The organism is Rhodococcus opacus B4, assembly GCF_000010805.1.
GTDB classification, from domain to species: domain Bacteria; phylum Actinomycetota; class Actinomycetes; order Mycobacteriales; family Mycobacteriaceae; genus Rhodococcus_F; species Rhodococcus_F opacus_C.
In genome coordinates this window covers 5156374-5176432 of sequence record NC_012522.1, presented here as the reverse complement: position 1 = coordinate 5176432, position 20059 = coordinate 5156374, and the positions used below count along the sequence as shown (strand labels likewise).

Genomic DNA, 20059 nt, shown 5'->3' with positions numbered 1-20059 from the left:
CTGCGCGTTCGCTCACCCGGGAGGCCCCGAAATGACGGCTCTCCGTGGCAGCCGGTCCAGCAAACCCGCAACCTATTCGTGCCAGACCGCGGTGTTCCCACCACGACGCTTGGCGGCGTAGAGGGCGATGTCGGCGTGGTGGAGCAACTCGTCGACTGTGCGCGCCGACGTGCTGTGCGCCATCCCGACACTGAGAGTCACGACGAGCAGTTCGTCGCCGACGTCGATCGGCGTCGTGATCGAGGCGAGCATCCGGGCGACCACGTCGTCGACGTCCAGTTCGTCGACGTCGGGGAGGATCGCGACGAACTCGTCGCCGCCGAGCCTGCCCACCGCGGAAGGCGTCCGCATCGCGTGCCGCAGATGTTCGGACACCGCCTGCAGGATGCGGTCGCCGACCCGATGCCCCCTCGTGTCGTTGACCTCCTTGAACCCGTCCACGTCGAGGAACAACGCGACCGCCGGAGCCACACCGGGCTCGAACAGTCGCTGCAGGTGCTCGGTGATGGCCGCGCGATTGAGCAACCCGGTGAGACTGTCGTGGGTGGCCTCGTGCAGGAGCAGAGCATGCGCCTCCTCCGCCCGCTTCTGGGCGGTGACTTCCGCGGTGACGTCCCGGAAATGCACGACCAGCGCGCCCGCGTCGGCCGCGGCGGTCACCTCGATCGTCGCCCCGGGCGAATACAGCGAATCCACCCGGGTCTGCTGCTGTGTGCCGGTGGCGAGAACCTTGCGGCACAGTGCGTCGAAGTAGCTGCCCTGCGTCTCGGGAAGAACCTCGGTGACGACGCGGCCGAGCAACTCCTCCCGCGACCGTCGCACGTGCCGCACGCACACCGAGTTGACGTAGATGATCCGAAGGTCCTCGTCGAGCGCCACGAACCCCAGGCCCACCCGGTCGAGCAGCGAAGCGAGTTGCGAGTCCCGGCCGGCCACGTGTCCGAGTTCGATGACGACCCCCGTCAATTCGACGGGGTCGCCGGACGCATCGGTGGTGACGTCGATGCTGCGCGTGAGGATGTACCGGGTCGACCGATCCGTCAGCACGATGCGGAACACGCATTCCGCGCCGACCGAACCGGCGGTGTCACCGAACATGCGGCGCACCGTGCCGATGTCCTCGGAATGGATCCGCTTCCGCCACAGTTCGAGCGGCGGCAGGGACCCGTCGTCCCCGAAGATCGCGGCGGCCTTCTCGTCCCACCACAGGATTCCGTTGACGACGTCGTACCGGACGATGCCCACCCCGAGGCGCGGAATGCCCAACGCCATCAGAATCTCGCCGTCACCGTGATCGTCCCCCGGCCGCTCGTCAGTTGGCGAGGAACTCGAGCAGCACCTTGTTCACCACTTCGGGCTGTTCGAGATAGCCGTAGTGCCCGACGTCGGGAATCTCGTAGTACCGGGCCGACGGGATCGCCTCGGCCACCTCACGCGAGAGGTACGGCGGGATCATCCGGTCGTCGGCAAAACCGACGGACAGGCACGGCGCCGTGATCGCCCGGTACGCCTGCCTGCGGTCGAAGCTGCGGTCCATCTCCATCTGCGCGCGCACGCCGTCCGACGTCCGGCCGCCGCTGAACTCGAACAGGTCGAGCCAGTCGCGGGCCGTGTGCGGGTCGACGAGCGACGCGGGCGACAGATTCATCACGGCCGTCACCGCGGCCCGGTACTTCGCGGGGAGTTCGACACCGCTGTCGTGGAGGGCGCGCTCACCCTCGGTGAGGGTCTGCTGGAAGTAGTCCATTCGGGCGTGTCCGGCGAGGAAGGCCGCCTTGAGCACGAGGTCGGGGCGGGACAGGGCCAGTTCCTGCGCGACGCGGGCGCCCATCGAGGTGCCGACGACGCGGGCCGGACCACCGCCGAGGTGCTCGATCAGTCCCGCGGTGTCCGCGACGAGGTCGTCCATGGTGATCCCGTCGACGCTCTCGCCGGACGGCGCGATGCCCCGGTTGTCGAACGTGCAGACGCGGTAGCCGGCGTCGACGAGCGCGGGGGTCTGATGCAGATCCCACACCCGTCCCGGGCTTCCGGTCCCCATGATGAGCACCACTAAATCGCCGGATCCCTTGACCTGGTAATTCAGGGGGATCCCGTTGATCGTGGCGATCGTCATCTTGCCTTCCTTCCCTGGGCAGTCTCACCGAAATAGATTGGATAGCCTAAGCTGGCTCTGCCGCCGCTCAATCGCGGCACTGACCGACAAGCTCGTCCAGGAGGACCGCGTTGAGAGTCGCCACACTCGGATATCAAACCTGGGGTCACCGTACCCTGCAGGCCCTGCTCCAGTCCGACCATGAGGTCGTCCTCGCGATCACCCACCCCAAGAGCGACCACGTCTACGAACAGATGTGGGCGGACTCCGTCGCCGACCTGGCCACCGAGCACGGCGTGCCCGTGCACATCGCCACCAAGCCGGACGAGGACTTCAAGGCGGCGCTGAAGGAAGCCGACCCCGACATCGTCGTCGCCAACAACTGGCGCACGTGGCTGCCACGGGACGTCTTCGACTCTCCCCGCTACGGCACCCTCAATATTCACGATTCGCTCCTGCCCAAGTACACAGGATTCTCCCCGCTCATCTGGGCGCTCATCAACGGTGAGGAAGAAGTAGGCCTCACCGCGCACCTGATGGACGAGGAACTCGACGCCGGCGACATCGTTTTGCAGAGGTCGACGCGGGTCGGGCCGACGGACACCGTCACCGATCTGTTCCACCGCACCGTCGACATGATCGGCCCGATCACGCTCGACGCGCTCGCGCTGATCGAATCCGGTCGCACGGACTGGACGCCGCAGGATCGCTCGCAGGCCACGTTCTTCCACAAGCGCGCCCCCGAGGACAGCCTGATCGACTGGACGTGGCCCGCCGACGCCATCGAACGCCTCGTCCGCGCGCAGTCCGACCCGTACCCGAACGCCTACACCCACTTCAAGGGGCAGCGCATCCGGGTTCTGAAGGCCGCCGTATCCGAAGGAAATTACGGTGGAACGCCCGGGCGTGTCTTCATCCACGAAGGCGACGGGATGGTCATCGTCGCCGGACCCGACGCCCGCACCGGACAGAACAAGGGCCTGAAGATCCAGCGCGTCCGCCTCGACGACGGCACCGAACTCGCCGGGACCGACTTCTTCCCCCACGGCGGCGGCTACCTCAGCTGACGCCCGTGCGCCTTTTTGGTCGCGGGAGCAACCAGAAAGGCGCACGGGCCCGGAGGGCCTACCGCCCCTCCCACGCCGACCACAGCTCGGCGTAGCGTCCGCCGGCGGCGACGAGCGTTGTGTGCGGACCCTCCTCGACGATCCGGCCGTGTTCGAGGACGACCACCCGATCGGCGGCAGCCGCCTGCGTCAGCCGGTGGGCCACCACCAGCGTTGTGCGACCGCGGGTCGCGGCCTCCGCCGACGCCTCGAGTTCCCGCGCACCCGCGCTGCCCGCTTCGGCCGTCGCCTCGTCGAGGATGGCGACCGCCGGGTTCGCGAGGACGAGCCGGGCCAGGGCCAGCTGCTGCGCCTGGGCGGCGGTCAACTCGTGCCCGCCCTCCCCGACCACGGTCTGGACGCCGTCGTCCAGAGCGGTCACCCAGCCGTCGGCGCCGACGGCCTTCAACGCCATCGCCGCGTCCTCCTCGGACGCGTCGGGTGCCGCGAGCCGCAGGTCGTCGATCAGCGGTCCGGCGAACACGTGGACTTCCTGGCTGACGATCGCCACCCGGCGGCGGAGACCACCCGGCTCGAGATCCGCCAGCGCGGTTCCGCCGATGCGCACCGACCCTGCCGTCGGCACGATCGACCCGGCCGCGATCGCCGCGACCGTCGTCTTGCCCGCCCCGGTCGAGCCGACGAGGGCGACGCGTTCCCCGGATTTCACGTGCAGGCTGATGCCGTGCACCACCTCGTGGCGACCGTCGTAGGTGTGGCGGACGCCGTCGAGTTCGAGCGTCGCGTCGGTGGTCTCCCCAGTGGCGGTCCCGCCGGACGATTCTTCGTCGAGGTCGACGACGCCGACGAGCCGCGCCAGGCTCGCACCGGCCGACTGCACCTCGTCGAACGTGTACATCAGCATGCCGATCGGATTGAACAACCGGTGGAAGAGCAGCGCCGCGGTGGTGGTCTGGCCGACGGTGACGATGTCTGCGTTCACCAGCGCGAACCCGGCGGCGAGGATGGTGGCCAGGCCCACGAACTCGGCCCGGTTGCCGCGTCCCGCGAACCGGGTGAACAGCGCGAAGACGCCGACGGACAGGTCGCGGGCCTTCTCCGACGCACCGTTGATCTGGTCGAGGTGGCTGTCTTCCAGGCCGTAGGCGCGCACCGTCCGGGCACCCTGCATGCTGCTGATCAGGGCCTGCGAACGCTCACCCATAGCGACGCGTTCGGCGGCGTACACCGGCGCGGACCGCGGCAGGTACCAGCGCATCGCCAGCGCGTACATCGGCAGCGCGACCATCCCGGCGAGCCCGAGCCGCCAGTCGATGCCGAGCATCGTGACCATGCTGAGCACCACCAGCAGGACCGCCGTGACGAGGTTGGGGACCACGTCGGTGACGGCCTTGCCGATCACCGCGACGTCGTCGCCGACACGCGACAGCAGGTCGCCCTTGCCGACGCGTTCGACCGTCTGGATCGGCAGCCGGAGCGCGCGGTCGACGGTGCGCTCGCGCAGGTCCGCCAGGATTCCCTCGCCGAGACTGCGGATCAGGTACGACGCGAACCCGGCGCACACTCCGCCGACCACCGCGGCGGACGCGATCACCGCGACCACCCAGCCGATGGTGGACGGCGGCGCGCCGTCCTGGACGCGGTCGACGAGGACGCCGAACACGTAGACGGGGATCAGTGCCATGCCGGCCGCGACAGCCGCCACCAGCAGGGTGAAGACGCTCCGGCCGCGGCGCCGTCCCAGCTCGGATCTCAGCCACCCCCAGGTGTCGCGCGCGTTCGCGATGGGAAGCAGTTCACTCATCGCAGGACCGCCTGACGGTAGTTCGCGTTCTCGGTGGCCAGCTGCGGGTGGGTGCCCTCACCGACCACCGTTCCGTCGTCGAGCACGACGACGCGGTCGGTGACGGACAGCAGCGCAGGGCTGCTCGTGATGAGGATCGTGGTCTGACCGTGCGCTCCGGAGCGGTGCCGCAGGTCCGCGATTCCGCCTGCGATCGTGTGTTCGGTGACGGCGTCCACCGCCGTCGTCGGATCGTGCAGCACCATCACCGGCGACTGCGCCACCAGGGCGCGTGCCAGGGCGACGCGCTGCCGTTGACCGCCGGACAGCGAGGACCCGCGGTCGGCGACCTCGTGATCGAGTCCCTCGGGGTGGGCTTCGACGACGTCGACCGCCGCGGACGCCGACAGCGCCGCGTGCACCTCCGCCGCCGGCGCGCCGGGCCTGCCCGCGGTCACGTTCGACGCGACGGTTCCGGAGAACAGGTCGCCGTTGTGCGGTTCGACGAGCAGTGTTCGGCGGGCGTGCGCGAGATCCGCGTCCGACAGCCGGACCCCGCCCACCGTCAGTTCGCCGTCGTACCGGTCCGGCGGGACCTGCCCGGACAGCAGCGCGGCGAGCGCCTCCGCGTCCTGGGGGCGGTACGCGACGACGCCGAGCAGTTCGCCGGGGGTGACCCGGAGATCGAGTCCGCTCAGCGATCGGTAGGACACCCCGGTGAGGCTGAGTTCGCTGCCGTCGAGGGTCCGGCCCGCGCCGGCGGGCAGCAGGGGTTCCGCGTCCAGGACCAGGGCGAGGCGGTCCGCCGACGCGCGGGCGAGGGCGAGGAATCCGGGCAGGCCGGCGAGAACACCGAGCGGTTCGATGAAGAACTGGGACAGTCCGACGACGGTGATCAGCTCGCCGATGGTGATGCGGCCCTCGAGGGCGAACCAGCCCGCGAATCCCGCGACCCCGACGGCGAGGAGTGCGCTGACCGTCATCGACACCCCGGCGAACACGGCGGAACTCTTCGCCGTGTGCAGGGTGGCGCCGAGCGCGTCGCGGCTGGCCGCCCGGTATCGGCGCGACGCCGACACCTCGGCGCCGATCCCGCGCAGGGGGCGCAGCCCGCTCACGAGGTCGGTGGCCATCGCGGACGCCCGCGCGACCGCCGCCTGCTGGTCGGTGGCGCGGCGGGTGATCAGCGGCGCCGCGAGTTGGAGAAGGCCGAGGATGACGGGGGTGCCGATCAGGACGGCGAGGCCGAGGGGCACGTCGATCAGCAGCAGGGCGATGGCGGATCCGATCGCCGCGGTGAGGGCCGCGGCGGCGCGCGGGGTGATGTCCGCGATCCAGGCCGCGCGGTCGGCGTCCGACGTCGAGACGGACAGCAGCTCACCGGCACGCAGGTCGGTGCGCACTCCCCGCGGGTCGAGGATGCGGTGCGCGACCTCCATCCGCAGCTGGTGGGCCTCGTTCTGCATCGCCACGACGATGAAACGCGCACCGTAGCGCCAGGCGGCGGTGAGCACCAGGAACAGCAGTGCGAGCGCGCACAGCCACACCGCGAGAGCGAGCAGGTCGCCGGTCGCGACGGCCCGGTCGACGATCACGCCGATCGAGATCGGGACCAGCGTCTCCGCTACCTGATGCAGGCAGACGAGTACGGTGCCGATTCCCAGTCGACCCCGATTTCGCACCAGCGTGCGACGCAGGATTGCGGTGCCACCAGTCTTCACGCGCGTAACTCCCAACGCCGGCGCTTCGCCCACCCACCACAAAGTAAGCGGACCCTAACTAGAGGAACCCTAATCGATGGGCAACTAGCGTTGACATGCCCGGTTCTCATAGAGTCGCCGATACGAACTACTGCGCGTGACGCAGCAGCAAGCCCGAGAGGACAAAGATGGCCGCGAAGACGACCGCCGAAAACGACATCGCGGACGAGGATCTCGAACCCCTAGCCGACGAGACCGCCCGCCAGGCGCAGCGCGTAGTCGCTGCATACGCCGAAGATGCCGACGAGTGCAGGATGCTGCTCTCCATGCTCGGAATCGGCCCCACCACCAAGCTCGACTGAGAATTTCATCCACTTCGACTGCGAAGGAAGCCCGTGGCTGCCAGTTCGGAATCGTCAGCATCGTCATCACGCTCGACTTCTGATCCGGTTTCCGGGCAAGCCGACTTCGTCGTCGTCGCGAACCGGCTCCCCGTCGATCTCGAACGCCTTCCGGACGGCACCACCCGCTGGAAGCGCAGCCCCGGTGGCCTCGTCACCGCGCTCGAGCCGATCCTGCGCCGCAACAAGGGCGCGTGGGTCGGCTGGGCGGGGGTCCCGGACGCGGAGCTCGATCCCGTGGTGGAGGACGATCTCGAGCTGTACCCCGTTCCGCTGAGCGCCGCGGAGATCGCCGACTACTACGAGGGCTTCTCCAACGCCACCCTCTGGCCGCTGTACCACGACGTCATCGTCAAGCCCGAGTACAACCGCGCCTGGTGGAACGCCTACGTCGAGGTCAACCGGCGGTTCGCGGAGGCCACGTCGAAGGCTGCCGCGCAGGGCGCCACCGTGTGGATCCAGGACTATCAGCTGCAGCTCGTTCCGAAGATGCTGCGCATGCTCCGCCCCGACCTCACCATCGGGTTCTTCCTGCACATTCCGTTCCCGCCGGTGGAACTGTTCATGCAGATGCCGTGGCGCACCGAGATCATCGAGGGCCTGCTGGGTGCCGACCTGATCGGGTTCCACCTCCCGGGCGGCGCCCAGAACTTCCTCTACCTGGCCCGCAAACTCGCCGGCCAGCAGACGTCCCGCGGCAACGTGGGCGTCCGCTCCAAGCTGGGCGTCGTGCAGGTGGGTTTCCGCACGGTCCGCGTCGGCGCGTTCCCGATCTCCATCGACTCGGGACAGCTGGACGAGCAGTCCCGGTCCAAGTCGATCCGGGACCGCGCCAGGAAGATCCGCAAGGAACTGGGCAATCCCCGACACATCATGCTCGGCGTCGACCGCCTCGATTACACGAAGGGCATCGACGTCCGCCTCGCCGCGTTGCACGAGCTGCTCGACGAGAAGCGCGTCGACCCCGCCGACACCGTGCTCGTGCAACTTGCGACACCCAGCCGGGAACGCGTCGAGAGCTACGTCCACATGCGCGGCGAGATCGAGCAGTCGGTGTCGCGGATCAACGGCGAGTACGGCGAGGTCGGCAGGCCCGTCGTGCACTACATTCACCGGCCCATCCCCCGCGACGAGCTGATCGCGTTCTTCGTCGCCGCCGACGTGATGCTGGTGACCCCGCTGCGCGACGGCATGAATCTGGTCGCGAAGGAGTACGTGGCGTGCCGGAGCGATCTCGGCGGCGCGCTGCTGCTGAGTGAATTCACCGGTGCGGCCGCCGAACTGCGCCAGGCGTTCCTGTGCAACCCGCACGATCTCGACAGCGTCAAGGACGCGATGGAGCAGGCCCTGAATCAGCAGAAGGAGGACGGCCGACGCCACATGCGGGCCCTGCGCAGGCAGGTCCTCGCGCACGACGTCGACCGGTGGGCCCGGTCCTTCCTCGACGCCCTCGCGCACGGCGGCGCCGCGGGCCCCGCGCTGATCGCCCCCGCCGAGGCCTCCGAGTCCGACTACACCGAGGACGCGACCGGGGACAACTGACGTCCCCGGTTCAGCTGACCGGACGTCACCAGGAAGCCGACGAAGTCGCGGATCGTCTCGTCGGCGGGCCGCGGGGCGTACCCGAGTTCGGACCGCGCCTTGCCGCCGTCGACGACCGGGGCCGCGAGCAGCGCCGACATCGCCGACCGCGACAGCACGTCCGACCCGAACCGGGTCCCGATCGGTTCGGCGATCGGCAGCACGCGTTCGACGACGCTGAGCGGGAACGAGTACAGCGGCCCCCGACGGCCCGCCGCACGCGCTGCCCTCCTCACGACATCATGCATGCCGAGCATGTGCCCCGAGATCAGGTAGTTCTCCCCGGTGCGGCCCTTCTCGCCCGCGGCGACCAGCCCCGCGGCGACGTCGCGGACGTCGACGAAGTCGAACCCGCCCTGCACCGCCGCGGGCACCCGGCCCCGAGCGGCGTTGCGCAGCAACGCGTTCACCCGCGACAGCCCGTAGTCGGCGGGCCCGTACACCCCGGTGGGGTTGCAGATCACCGCGTCCAGACCGGCGTCGACCACCTCGCGGAGTTCGATCTCGCCGGCCCATTTCGACCTGTCGTAGACGGGGATCGACGCGTCGACCGACCGCGGCGAGTGCTCGTCGAGCGTTCCGCCGCAACTGCTCTGGTCGAAGGAGTGCACCGAACTGCAGTGCACCATCCGCCGAACCCCCACTGCGAGAGCGGCTTCGGCGACGGTGCGAACTCCCTTCGTGTTGACGGTCCACGCCAGGTCGTCCTGCTGGGCGAGGGTGATCATCGCGACCAGATGGTAGACCACCTCGGCGCCGTCCAGCGCCTGCTTCATGGATTCGACATCGAGTACGTCGGCGTTCACCCACGTGACCCCGTATTCGGGTGCGTATCGGGAGCGCACGCGGTCGATGGCGGTCACCTCGTGTCCCGCCTCGACCAGCAGATTCAGCAGATTGTTGCCCACGAATCCCGCGGCGCCGGTTACTGCAACCTTCATCGACGACTCCCCGTTCGGTTGTGGCCGTGCAACGCGGCACCGCGCGTCGGCACTCGGCCAGGAGACCCCGAGACTACTAGAACATGTTTCATTTTGTGAAGGGGTGGCACTGCTACACCGGGGTCAGCTGATCGACGAGCCAGCGGTCGTCGACCTTCTGCAGCGACACCCGCACCCGACTGCCCGACGTCCGGGCGTCGGGAGCGTCGGCGCTCGTCGTCGTCTGGTTCAGGTACAGCAGAACCACCGCCTCGTCGGGTGTGGTCGACACCGGCGCGGCGGCCTGCACCGACACCTGCACGGTGAGTTGCTTCTCCTTGGCGCCCGGCGCGATGGTTTCCTGCACGAGCGTGGTGTAGTCCTCGCGGAACGAGCCGGTGAGTCCGTCTGCGGCAGCCGCCAACTGGTTGTCGACGTCGGCGAAATCGTACGCCAGCATCGCCACCGCCTGCTTGCCCGCGGCGTCGACGGCGTCGATGCGGGCCTGCTCGGAGAGTTGGTCCTGCCGGTGCCCGTACCAGAGGAAGCCCACCCCGACGGCGAGCGCGACCACCACGACCGCGGCCGCGATCTTCAGCGCTGCGCCCTTGTTGACGGCGAACTTTCGCTTTTCTTCGTTGTTGTCGCTCATGGCACGAACTCCACCTTCGATGCGGTCAACTTGCCGTCGACATCGCTGATCGTCACCCGCATCCGGAAGTCGCGCGGCGAGGGTTCCGGCTGTTCCTTGCTGCTCACCATCGTCCGCGCGGCCACCAGGACGTTCGCGGAGATCGACGTCTCGGTCCCGTTCTCGATTCCGGCCTCGACGACCTCGCCCTCGGTGGTCACGTTCGCGTCCTGCACGACACCGACGAACGGGTCCTCCCGGCCCTGGAACTCTTCGAGGAATTGGCCGGAAGCGCCGGCGACGATCCGGGCGACGTCGTCCTTCGCGGTCTCGGGGTGGATGGTCGTCAGGTTGAGCACCGTCTGCCGGGCCGTGTCGACGAAGGCCTGGCGGCGGTCGTCCCGTTCGCGTGCGGACCGTTGGTCGAGCAGCAGCACCACCGCCGCGACGACCAGTGCGACGATGACGACCGCGGTAATGCCCCACGCGAGCAACGACTTCAGGGGTCGGCGTGTCTTCGGCGCGCTGGGAGCCGGAGCTTCCGACGGGGCGGCGGACTTCGTCGTCCCGACCTTCTCCGGCTCGGGCGCGGCCTGCGGATCCGACGGCTTGGCGAGGACCACCGGCTTCGGGGCCGCGGCCTCCCCCGCCGGCGGGCCCGCATGCCGGACGGCTCGTCGCCTGCTCCGTTCCTTCCCGGCGGGCGTCTGGGGTGCCTGCTCCGCGGAGTCGGTCGCGCGTTCGTCTGTGCCGGAACTCAAATCTGCTGACCTGTCATCATCGTCTGCCACGTCGAGTCCTTTCCCTGCACCGCCAGATCCGGTTGGGTGTACGTCTTTCCATCCGAACCAATGAAGCTACCGGTGGCCGGGTCGTAGGGCACGGCCGCGACCGGTGCACCCGCGGAGCCTTCGTAGGAACTCGGGACGGCTGTGTACGAGGGTACATCCGGCGGCATGATCGGCCCGTACGGCGGGTTGTTGCCCGTCGCCTCCCAGCCCTCGCGGCACGCCTCGACCGTCGGCGCGCGACGGCCGGGGAACTCCATGCACGGCAGGTTCCGCGCGCCGCGCACGACGGACGGGTCGTCCGGAGCGGCCTTGCAGTACAGGTCGTTCGGTGTCGCGATCGGGTCGGTCTGATCTCCCGACCGGCGTTGCTCGGGGGGCAGGAATCCCGTCGTGCACGCCGGGGGGTCGTGCAGTTGCAGGGCGAAGTCGACGATCGCACCGTCCTCCACGGGCCCGCCCGTCGCCGCCGTCACGAGCGCGGCCGTCAGCGGCGGGTAGATGACCAGAACCTGCTCGATGCTCTTGTTGTAGATCACCCCGACCTGGCCGACGCTCACCAGATTCCGCAGCAGGATCGGCAGAGTCGGCTGCAGGTCCTGGAACAGCTGGGTGGCTTCCTGCGCCGCCCCCGGGCCCTTCTCCAGCACCGACCGCAGGCTCGGGTCGCTCGCCCGCAACTGGTCGGTGAACGTCACGAGGTCCTGGGTCCAGGAGCGGATGGCGTCGCTGCTGACGGTCTGGGTGTCGAGCAGTGGACCGACCTGATCGATCAGGGCCTTCGTCGCGTCGCTGTTCGCGTCGGCTTCCTCGACGAACAGGCGGGCAGAGTCGATCAGCCGCTGCAGGTCGGGGCCGGATCCGTTGAACGCCGTGAACGCCTCGTCGATCACCGTCTGCAGCCGGGTGTCCGAAATGCTGGCGAGCAGTTCGTCGGCCTGGTCGAGCATCTCGCCGACGTCCTGCGGAATGGTGGCCCGATCCTCCGGGATCACGTCGCCGTTCGCGAGGTACGGGCCGTCGGCGTCGGCGGCGCCGTCCCGCGGAATCAGGTCGACGTACTGCTCGCCGACGGCCGACACGCTCTTGACCGCCGCGTCGACGTCGGCCGGGATCTTGTAGTCGCTGTCGAGCGACATCTTCGCCTCCACCCCGTCGCCGGTGAGCGTCACGTTCTCGACGACACCGATGTTGGTGCCGCGGTACGCAACGTTGGCGTGGGAGTAGAGCCCGCCGGTCGACGGCAGCCGGACACCTACCTCGTAGCGTCCGACGCCGAACAGCACCGGCACCTTCACGTACTGGATGGACATCACGACGAGCCCGATGACGGTGAGGATCGAGAAGATGATCAGCTGAATACGAACGAATCTCGTCATTCTCATGGAGTCGGCGCCCCTCCCAGTTGCGGCGGAAGGCCCGGTATCGGCGGCAGTCCCGGTATCTGCGGGAGCCCGGGAATCACCGGTGGTGCGGGTGCCGGTTTCGGAGCGGGCTGCAGGGGCGCCTGCAGCGGATCGCCCGACTGCCCGGCCACCCCGGCGAGCGATCCCACGGCGCCCTCGACGCCGCCGAGTGATCCGCCGAGTCCGGTTCCGGTGAGGAAGTTGCTGTCGACGCGTTCGTTGGTCATGTCGATCGTCATCATGAGGTTCGCGTAGTCGCCCTGGATCGCCTTGTCCATCGTTTTCATCGGGAAGGGGTACGTCAGCATCAGGGTCAGCACCTCCGTCAGCGCGCTCCCCGAGTTGGCGAGTTCACGCAGCACCGGAGTGAGGTTGCGCAGGTTCGCCTTCAGGTCCTCGCCGCTGCTCTCGACGAGACGGGTGGCGGTGTCGCTGAGCTTGCCCACCTCGACCAGTGCGGTGGTGAGATTCTGCCGCTGGGTGACGAGCACTTCCAGCGCGGGCGGGATGCCGTCCAGCGCCGCGTCCAGGGTGGCCTTCTGCTCGTTGACGGTGCCCGACAACCGGTCGAGCCCCTCCATCGCACCGATGATGTCGCCTCGCTGCCGGTCGAGGCTCGTGACGAGCTGGTCGAGTTGCGGAAGGAGGTCCCGGATCGACTCCTCCCGTCCGCCCAGTGCGGCGTTGAGTTCCTGGGTGATGTCGCGGATCTGGGCGATGCCGCCGCCGTTGAGCACCACCGACAGTGAAGACAGGGTCTGCTCGGTGGTCGGGTAGGCGCCCGCCCGCTCGATGGGGATCACGTCGCCGTTCTCGAGGGTGCCTTCGGGCTCGGCGTCGGTCGGCGGAGCGAGCTCCAGGTGCTGCGAGCCGAGGAGGCTGGTCTGGCCGATCTTGGCGGTCGCGTTGGCGGGCAACCGGACGTCGCCGTTGATCGACACGGTGACCAGTGCGTGCCAGTCCTGCACCTCGATGCCCGTCACCGAGCCGACCGTCACGTCGTTCACGCGGACGGGCGAGTTCTGCGACAGCGTGGTCACATTGGGCATCTGGATCTCGACGGTGTAGGCGTCGTCGCCCTGCCCCTCGGTGCCCGGCAGCGGAAGCGAATTCAGCCCTTCCCACTCGCATCCGGTCAGTGTCAGCGACAGTGTGATCGCCACCGCGGCGATGCCGCCGCGACGCACCCGCGCGTGCTTCGTCATCGCCCACCTCCCGGCTGCAGCAGATCGTTCAGGTTCCTGGGCACGTCCACCGTCGGCATCCCGGCGAGGGTGCCGGTCACCGGGGGCGCGGACCGCGGCGGCACGGAGGCCCCCAGACTCGGCGGGGTGAACTCGATCTGATCCGGGAACGCATTCACTCCCGTGGTGGGGTTGCTCAGGATCGGCAGATAATTCATCGTCAGCGAGTTCAGCACCGGCGACAGGTACTGGGTGCACAGGTCGGCACTGCGGTTCGCCTCGTTGGCCTGCAGGCTCTGGATGGCGCCGCACATGAAGTTCACAGGGTTCCCGAGGTTCGCAAACGCGACCGCACCGACCAGTGACCCCTGCGCCGGCTTGTAGATGTTGCTGAAGTTCGCCAGCGCCGTGGGCGCCACGTGGAGCACCTGCTCGATCTGCGGCCTCTTGTCGGCGAGCACCTGGGTGGCGTCTGCCAGTCGCCCGACCTGCTCGCTGAGGGCGGCCCGGTTCTCCACCACGAATCGATTGACGTCGCCGAGGGCGAGGTCGAGATCGTTCAGCGCGGTTCCGAGTTCGTCGGAATTGGTGGCGAGCATGTTCGACACAGATGCGAGCCTGCCCTCGAACTGGACGATCTGTTCGTTGCTCGACGACAGCGCGGCCACGAACGTCTGCAGGTTGCGGATGGTGGAGAAGAGGTCGGTGCGGCCGTCGGACAGCGTCCGCATGGTCTCCGACAGCTCGCGCAACGTGTTCCGCAACGACTCGCCGTTGCCGTCGAGATTGTTCGCGGCGGTGTCGATGAACGTGCCGAGCGAGCCCTGCGGGTCGGCCCCCTGCGGCCCGAGCGCCTCCGACAACTTGTTCAGCTCGGTCTTGATCTCGTCCCACTCCACCGGCACCGCAGTGCGCTCCACCGGGATGCTCGCACCGTCGCCCATCGTCGGCCCGCCCGAGTACACCGGCGTCAGCTGGACGAACCGTCCCGACACCAGGCTGGGGGCGACGATGACGGCCTTGGCGTCGGCAGGAATCTCGACGCTCTTGTTCACGTTCATGGTGACGCGGGCGAAGTCGGCACCGGGCTCGATCGAGTCGATCGTGCCCACCTTCACGCCGAGGACGCGGACGTCGTCACCCGAATACAGTCCGGTCGTCGTCGGGAAGTACGCGGTGATCGTGTTCTGGAACAGCTTGGGCACGAACATCACTGCCGCGCCGACGATCAGCACGACCACGACCGCGGCGATGCCGACACGGATCAGCCACTTCTTCCGCGTGTTGGTGATTTCCGGGTTCGTCGTCATCGCGGCGGTTCCCTCAACTCGATGGACGGCCCCGTCTGCAGGTACGCCTGGAGGTCGTTGGGTAGATGCTCCGGCCACGTCACCGCGTCACTGAGCCCCTGGAACAGGTTGCCGATGCCGATGTTGTAGACGTACGCCATGAAGAACGGGCCGCTTCCCACCGACTCGCCGAGCTGAGTCGCGTACGGCGCGAGGCCGTCGAGAGCCTGCGAGATGTTGTCCTTGTTCCGCTGCAGGATGTCGACCACCGAGTTCAGCTTGTCGAGCGTCGGTTTCATCTGCTCCTCGTTGTCCTGGACCAGCCCCGTGAGCTGCCGGGACACCTCGGAGATGTTCACGATCAGCTGGCTGATCGCCGCGCGGCGACGGTCGAGCTCCCCGAACAGCTGGTTTCCGTCGACGATCAGCGAGTTGATCTGCCCGCTGCGCTCGGCGAGGATTCCGGTCACGTTCTCCGCCCGCGAGAGCAGCTGCCGCAGGCTCTCGTCGCGCGAGTTGATGCTCTCCGACAACCGGGTCAGGCCGTCCAGTGCGGTGCGCAGCTCGGGCGGCGTGTTCTCGAGAGCGCCGGACATCGCGTTCAACGCGTTGTTGACCTCGTCGGTGTCGAGTTCGGAGACGGTGGTCGACAGATCGCCGAGCGCGTCGTTGAGGGAGTACGGAGAGTTGGTGCGCTCCAACGGAATAGTCGATCCCACCCGCATCGTGTCGTGCCCGAGCGGGATGACCGCCAGCGACTTGCGTCCGAGCACGGTGTTGGTCTTGATGTTCGCCTCGGTGGCGTCGCCGAGGGCGATGCCGTCCTGGATGGTGAACGTGACGAGCACGTTCTGATCGTCGAGTTCCACCTCGGCGACCTTGCCGACGTCGACACCGGCGAGGGTCACCGTGTCGCCGGTCATCAGGCCACCCGCGTCCTCGAAGTAGGCGGAGTACTGCGTGCCGCCCGAAAGGAATTGCAGCTGATCGTATTGCAGGGTCGCGATCACGATCATGCTCGCGATGGCGACACCGATGATTCCGACCTGTACGGGATTACGTTCGGTCTTCATGGCTACGGTGCACACCTCCCTGCCGTCTGACCGCCCGGCATGTTGAGGAGCAGATCCGACCCGTCCGGGCCGGAGAACTTGAACTTGACCGTGCAGACGTACATCTGGAAGAAGCTGCCGTACGTGCCGATGCGGATGAGCCTGCGGTATGCGTCGGGCAGATTCTGGAACACCCAGTCGAGGTCGTCCTCCCCCGCCTGGAGTTGGGTGGCGGTCCGGTTGGCCTCCGCGATCGTGCTCTGCAGCGGCGGCCGCGCACCTTCGAGCAGCCCCGCGAGATCGCCCGTCGCCCCGGCGATGCGGGGAATGGCGTCACCGATCTGGTCGCGGTCCTGGGAGAGCCCGCTCACCAGCTGCTGCAACTGGTCGAGCGTCGACCGGAACTGGTCGCCCCGGTCGTTGATGGTGCCGAGCACCTGGTTGAGGTTCGTGATCACCTCGCCGATCAACTGGTCCCGGTCGGCGAGGGTGTTCGTGAACGAACTCGTGCTGCCGAGAAGCGAGACGAGCGTGCCGCCCTGCCCCTGGAAGACCTGGACCAGCGCCTGGGACAGGTCGTTGACCTGCTGCGGGTCCAGCGCCCGCAGCAGGGGCTTGAACCCGCCCAGCAGGAGGTCGAGATCGAGTGCGGGAGAAGTGTTCTCGACGGGAATCGAGCCGCCGTCCGGCAGCGGCTGCACCGATCCGGCGCCCTCGAGGAGCTCCATGTACCGGTCACCGACGAGGTTCTCGTACCGCACCGTGGCCTTCGTCCCGTCGAACAGCGAATACTTGGTGTCGACGGTGAAGTCGACGTCCGCGAGGTTGTCGTCGTCGATGCTCACCTTCTCGACGGCGCCGACGGGAACGCCGGCGATGCGGACCTTGTCGCCGGGCTTGAGCCCGGAGACGTCGGTGAACGTGGCGTGGTAGCCGTCGGAGCTGCTGAAACGGTACTGGCTGAACACCAGGGCGAGTCCGGCGAAGATCACCGACATCACCGTCGCGAAGATCAGCAGCTTGACCGTGGTCGCTCGCACAGTCACTGCCCACCCTGCTCGGGGTACACACCCGCGAACAACAGCTGGAACACCTTCGGCAGATGCACCTGGACTTCCGTCGACGGGACGAACGGCACCGTGCCGGTGTCGGCCACGACGAAGTTCGCGTGCTTGCTGAGATCGGGGTTGGGAAGACCGTGGCAGTTCGGCCCACCTGTCGCGTTCACTTTCGGCAGGTCCTTCGGATAGGTGTACGGCTCCTGCCCGTACATGAAGCTGGCGCTCAGCGCGATACCTGGCTGATTGCCGCCGATGAGCTGTTCGGCGAGGGGGATCACGTTGTTCAGGCCGACGATGAAGCAGGAGATCTCGGGCGAGTACTCGGCCAGCAGATCCGTCGTCGGGAGCAGGAGGCCGAGAGCGGAGTCCAGGTTCTGCTCGTTCTCGGTCAGGACGGTGTTCGCCGTGTCGGCCAGCCCGGTGACGTTGAGCAGCACGGCATCCAGGTTGTCCTGTTCGTCGACGACGGTGCCGCTGGTGGCTGTCGCGTTGTCGAGCACCCGCAGCAGATCGGGCGCGGTGTCCGCGTACACGTCGGTGACCTGCGCCGCCTTCGCCAGGTCTTCCTGCAGCTGAGGCAGACTCGGGTTCATCTCCGCCAGGTAGCTGTCGCTCTGCTCGAGCAGGGCGCCGAGTTCCTCGCCCCGCCCGTGCAGCGCCGAGGAGATGGCACCGAGGGTGGCGTTGAGTTTCTCCGGCTGCACCTGGGCCAGCACGTCGGACAGGTGCTGGAAGACCGTGTTGAACTCGACGGTGACGTTGTCGGACGCGATGACGTCCCCCGCCTGGAGGGGGGTCGGCGACGGGTTCTCCGGCATCACGAAGTTGACGTACTTCGCACCGAACACGGTGGTGGACTTGATCTCCACGGTGGCGTTCGACGGAATCAGCGACATCATGTCGGGGTACATCGCCAGTTTCAGCTCGGCGCCGTCGGTCACGTGTTCGATGGAGCCGACGCGGCCGACCTCGACACCGAGGAGCTTGACCTTGGCGTCGGGTTCCATCACCAGGCCGGAGCGATCCGACGTGACGGTGACGGGCGTGGTCTCGCTGAACGTGCCGTTGAACATGGCCAGTGACACACCGATGATCGCGAGAAGACCCACCACCAGAACGAGTGCCGCGAGCTTCTTCTTCCCACCCGAATCAGTCATCTACCGGCACTCCTATCCCGAAAGGTTGAAGTTGCCGGACCCGCCGTAGATGGCGAGCGAGATGAGCAGGGTGACGGTGACGACGGCGATCAGCGAGGACCGCACCGCGTTGCCGACGGCCACACCGACGCCGACCGGACCGCCCGAGGCGTTGAAACCGTAGTAGGTGTGGATGAGCATGATCGCGATCGCCATGACGATGGCCTGGGCGAACGACCACAGGATGTCCGTGGGTATCAGGAACGTCGAGAAGTAGTGGTCGTAGACGCCGGACGACTGGTCGTACAGCACCACGGTCGCGAACCGGCTCGCCATGAACGACGCGATCACCGCCAGGGCGTAGAGCGGGATGATCGCGATCATCCCCGCCATCACCCGGGTGCTGACCAGGTACGGGATCGAGGGGATCGCCATCGTCTCCAGCGCGTCGATCTCCTCCGAGACGCGCATCGCGCCGAGTTGGGCGGTGGAGCCGGCGCCGATGGTGGCCGCCAGCCCGATGCCCGCGATGACCGGCGCCGCGATGCGCACGTTGATGAAAGCCGCGAAGAAGCCGGTGAGCGCCTCGACACCGATGTTGCCGAGCGAGCTGTACCCCTGCACCGCGATGGTGCCGCCCGTGAACAGGGTCAGGAAGCCGACGATCACGACCGTTCCGCCGATCACCGCGAGCGCACCGGTGCCCATGCTGATCTCGGCGATGAGCCGCAGCGTCTCCCTGCGGTAGTGCACCAGGGCGCGGGGCGCCGAGCCGATGGCGCGCGCGAAGAACAGGGCCTGCTCACCGAGCCGGTCGATCGAGCGGGACGCCGACGCGAACCGTCTGCGAGTTCGGGGAAAGCGCCCGGCCGCCGCTAGTGCCATTTACTCCACCACCAAGTCGATCACCCTGCCGTCAATTTGATGCCGACAGCGGTGACGAGAACGTTGACCACGAACAGGGCCATGAACGAGAACACGACGGTCTGGTTGACGGCGTCACCGACGCTCTTCGCGCCACCCTTGACGTTGAGGCCGAGGTAGGCGGCGACGAGGCCGGCGATCATGCCGAACAGACCGGCTTTGACTTCCGAGATCACGAGCTCCCCGAAACCGGTGAGCAGCGTGATGCCGTTGACGAACGCACCCGGGTTCACGTCCTGGATGTAGACCGAGAAGACGAAACCGCCGAGGATGCCGATGGTGCAGACCAGCCCGTTGAGCAGGAGCGCCACGACGGTCGAGGCCAGCACTCGCGGCACGACCAGGCGGTGGATCGGATTGATGCCCAGCACGCGCATCGCGTCGATCTCTTCGCGGATGGTGCGGGCGGAGAGGTCCGCGCAGATGGCGGTGGCACCCGCGCCCGCCACGATGAGCACGGTGACGATGGGACCGACCTGGGTCACGGTGCCGAGAGCGGCGCCCGCGCCGCTGAGGTCGGCCGCGCCGATCTCGCGCAGGAGGATGTTGATCGTGAAGCTCACCAGCACCGTGAACGGAATGGCCACCAGCACGGTGGGCACCATCGAGACCCGGGCGACGAACCACGCCTGGTCGACGAACTCACGACGCTGGAAGGGCCTCGAAAAGACTGCCCTCAACGTTTCGCCCGACATCGTGAAGAACCCGCCGACCGCGCGCAACGGCACCTCGAGGAGGTCTACCATCCGCCCTCCTCGTCCATGATCGCGTCCAGCACCGACTGTCAGTTCGAGCCCAGCCCCCCAGCGGTCTGTGACTCAGGTCATATTAACTAGAACGTGTTCACCTGTCAAAGGTGGTCGTTCATCAGCAAGAATCGTCCCACATTCAGCACACCCCGAGGGCCGAATTCGACCGGAAATCCGGGCGTGTCGCCCCGTGGTGGACTCCGGTGGTTGGTGCTGATCGAATGCGCGGAGTTCTCACGCTAAACTGTTATAGCACAGGAACTTTGGATGAGTTTTCCGATGCGCGAGCAGG

The 20059-nt window shown here is 67.8% G+C and carries 18 protein-coding genes; 3 read left to right on the top strand and 15 right to left on the bottom strand.

Translation table 11 applies throughout. The annotated features are described in order from the left end of the window. Window positions 1-72: 72 nt before the first annotated feature. Window positions 73-1272 (bottom strand): sensor domain-containing diguanylate cyclase, encoded by a 1200-nt coding sequence (locus ROP_RS23855; RefSeq protein WP_015888573.1) that lies wholly within the window; start codon window positions 1270-1272, stop codon window positions 73-75. Between the two features lie 40 nt (window positions 1273-1312). Further along, window positions 1313-2116 carry an alpha/beta fold hydrolase gene (locus tag ROP_RS23850; RefSeq protein ID WP_015888572.1) on the bottom strand — a complete coding sequence of 268 codons (804 nt, stop codon included), beginning with the start codon at window positions 2114-2116 and terminating at the stop codon, window positions 1313-1315. A 110-nt stretch (window positions 2117-2226) separates the two neighbouring features. Here ROP_RS23850 and ROP_RS23845 point away from each other — a divergent pair, with 110 nt between their 5' ends. Then, on the top strand, window positions 2227-3162 hold the full coding sequence (locus tag ROP_RS23845; RefSeq protein ID WP_015888571.1) for a methionyl-tRNA formyltransferase: 936 nt from the start codon (window positions 2227-2229) through the stop codon (window positions 3160-3162). A gap of 58 nt (window positions 3163-3220) precedes the next feature. Here the strand turns inward: ROP_RS23845 and ROP_RS23840 are convergent, their stop codons facing one another. Both ROP_RS23840 and ROP_RS23835 read right to left on the bottom strand, forming a co-directional pair. After that, entirely contained in the window at window positions 3221-4966 is a 1746-nt protein-coding gene (locus ROP_RS23840) for an ABC transporter ATP-binding protein (protein ID WP_015888570.1), read from the bottom strand. Beyond that, window positions 4963-6666: an ABC transporter ATP-binding protein gene (locus tag ROP_RS23835; RefSeq protein WP_015888569.1), complete on the bottom strand. Its 1704-nt coding sequence runs from the start codon at window positions 6664-6666 to the stop codon at window positions 4963-4965. Before ROP_RS23835 ends, ROP_RS23840 begins: the two co-directional genes overlap by 4 nt. 167 nt (window positions 6667-6833) lie before the next feature. On the opposite strand from ROP_RS23835, the gene ROP_RS43535 reads away from it, so the two are divergent. Together ROP_RS43535 and ROP_RS23830 are read left to right on the top strand one after the other, a co-directional pair. Next, the gene (locus ROP_RS43535; protein ID WP_005244525.1) at window positions 6834-7007 is read left to right on the top strand and encodes a hypothetical protein; all 174 of its coding nucleotides are present in this window, start codon (window positions 6834-6836) and stop codon (window positions 7005-7007) included. A gap of 33 nt (window positions 7008-7040) precedes the next feature. Next, on the top strand, window positions 7041-8588 hold the full coding sequence (locus ROP_RS23830) for an alpha,alpha-trehalose-phosphate synthase (UDP-forming) (protein ID WP_015888568.1): 1548 nt from the start codon (window positions 7041-7043) through the stop codon (window positions 8586-8588). Here ROP_RS23830 and ROP_RS23825 read toward each other — a convergent pair. The 11 genes from ROP_RS23825 to ROP_RS23775 all read right to left on the bottom strand — a co-directional run bounded on the left by ROP_RS23825 (window position 8558) and on the right by ROP_RS23775 (window position 19764). Further along, window positions 8558-9568 carry an NAD-dependent epimerase/dehydratase family protein gene (locus ROP_RS23825; RefSeq protein ID WP_015888567.1) on the bottom strand — a complete coding sequence of 337 codons (1011 nt, stop codon included), beginning with the start codon at window positions 9566-9568 and terminating at the stop codon, window positions 8558-8560. The genes ROP_RS23830 and ROP_RS23825 overlap by 31 nt on opposite strands. A gap of 112 nt (window positions 9569-9680) precedes the next feature. Further along, window positions 9681-10199 carry a hypothetical protein gene (locus ROP_RS23820; RefSeq protein ID WP_015888566.1) on the bottom strand — a complete coding sequence of 173 codons (519 nt, stop codon included), beginning with the start codon at window positions 10197-10199 and terminating at the stop codon, window positions 9681-9683. Further along, entirely contained in the window at window positions 10196-10939 is a 744-nt protein-coding gene (locus ROP_RS23815; protein WP_015888565.1) for a hypothetical protein, read from the bottom strand. The genes ROP_RS23820 and ROP_RS23815 overlap by 4 nt, the downstream gene beginning before the upstream one ends. Next, window positions 10936-12351, bottom strand: a complete 1416-nt coding sequence (locus ROP_RS23810; RefSeq protein ID WP_015888564.1) for an MCE family protein — start codon at window positions 12349-12351, stop codon at window positions 10936-10938. The genes ROP_RS23815 and ROP_RS23810 overlap by 4 nt, the downstream gene beginning before the upstream one ends. Then, entirely contained in the window at window positions 12348-13577 is a 1230-nt protein-coding gene (locus tag ROP_RS23805; RefSeq protein WP_015888563.1) for an MCE family protein, read from the bottom strand. Before ROP_RS23805 ends, ROP_RS23810 begins: the two co-directional genes overlap by 4 nt. Beyond that, entirely contained in the window at window positions 13574-14866 is a 1293-nt protein-coding gene (locus ROP_RS23800) for an MCE family protein (RefSeq protein WP_015888562.1), read from the bottom strand. Before ROP_RS23800 ends, ROP_RS23805 begins: the two co-directional genes overlap by 4 nt. Continuing rightward, entirely contained in the window at window positions 14863-15918 is a 1056-nt protein-coding gene (locus ROP_RS23795; RefSeq protein ID WP_015888561.1) for an MCE family protein, read from the bottom strand. Before ROP_RS23795 ends, ROP_RS23800 begins: the two co-directional genes overlap by 4 nt. Window positions 15919-15920: 2 nt before the next feature. Then, entirely contained in the window at window positions 15921-16943 is a 1023-nt protein-coding gene (locus tag ROP_RS23790) for an MCE family protein (protein WP_015888560.1), read from the bottom strand. Continuing rightward, window positions 16940-18115, bottom strand: a complete 1176-nt coding sequence (locus tag ROP_RS23785) for an MCE family protein (RefSeq protein WP_015888559.1) — start codon at window positions 18113-18115, stop codon at window positions 16940-16942. Before ROP_RS23785 ends, ROP_RS23790 begins: the two co-directional genes overlap by 4 nt. 12 nt (window positions 18116-18127) lie before the next feature. Beyond that, a complete protein-coding gene (locus tag ROP_RS23780; RefSeq protein ID WP_015888558.1) occupies window positions 18128-18979 on the bottom strand; it encodes an MlaE family ABC transporter permease in 852 nt (283 codons plus the stop codon). A gap of 20 nt (window positions 18980-18999) precedes the next feature. Next, window positions 19000-19764 carry an MlaE family ABC transporter permease gene (locus tag ROP_RS23775; RefSeq protein WP_015888557.1) on the bottom strand — a complete coding sequence of 255 codons (765 nt, stop codon included), beginning with the start codon at window positions 19762-19764 and terminating at the stop codon, window positions 19000-19002. Between the last annotated feature and the right edge of the window lie 295 nt (window positions 19765-20059).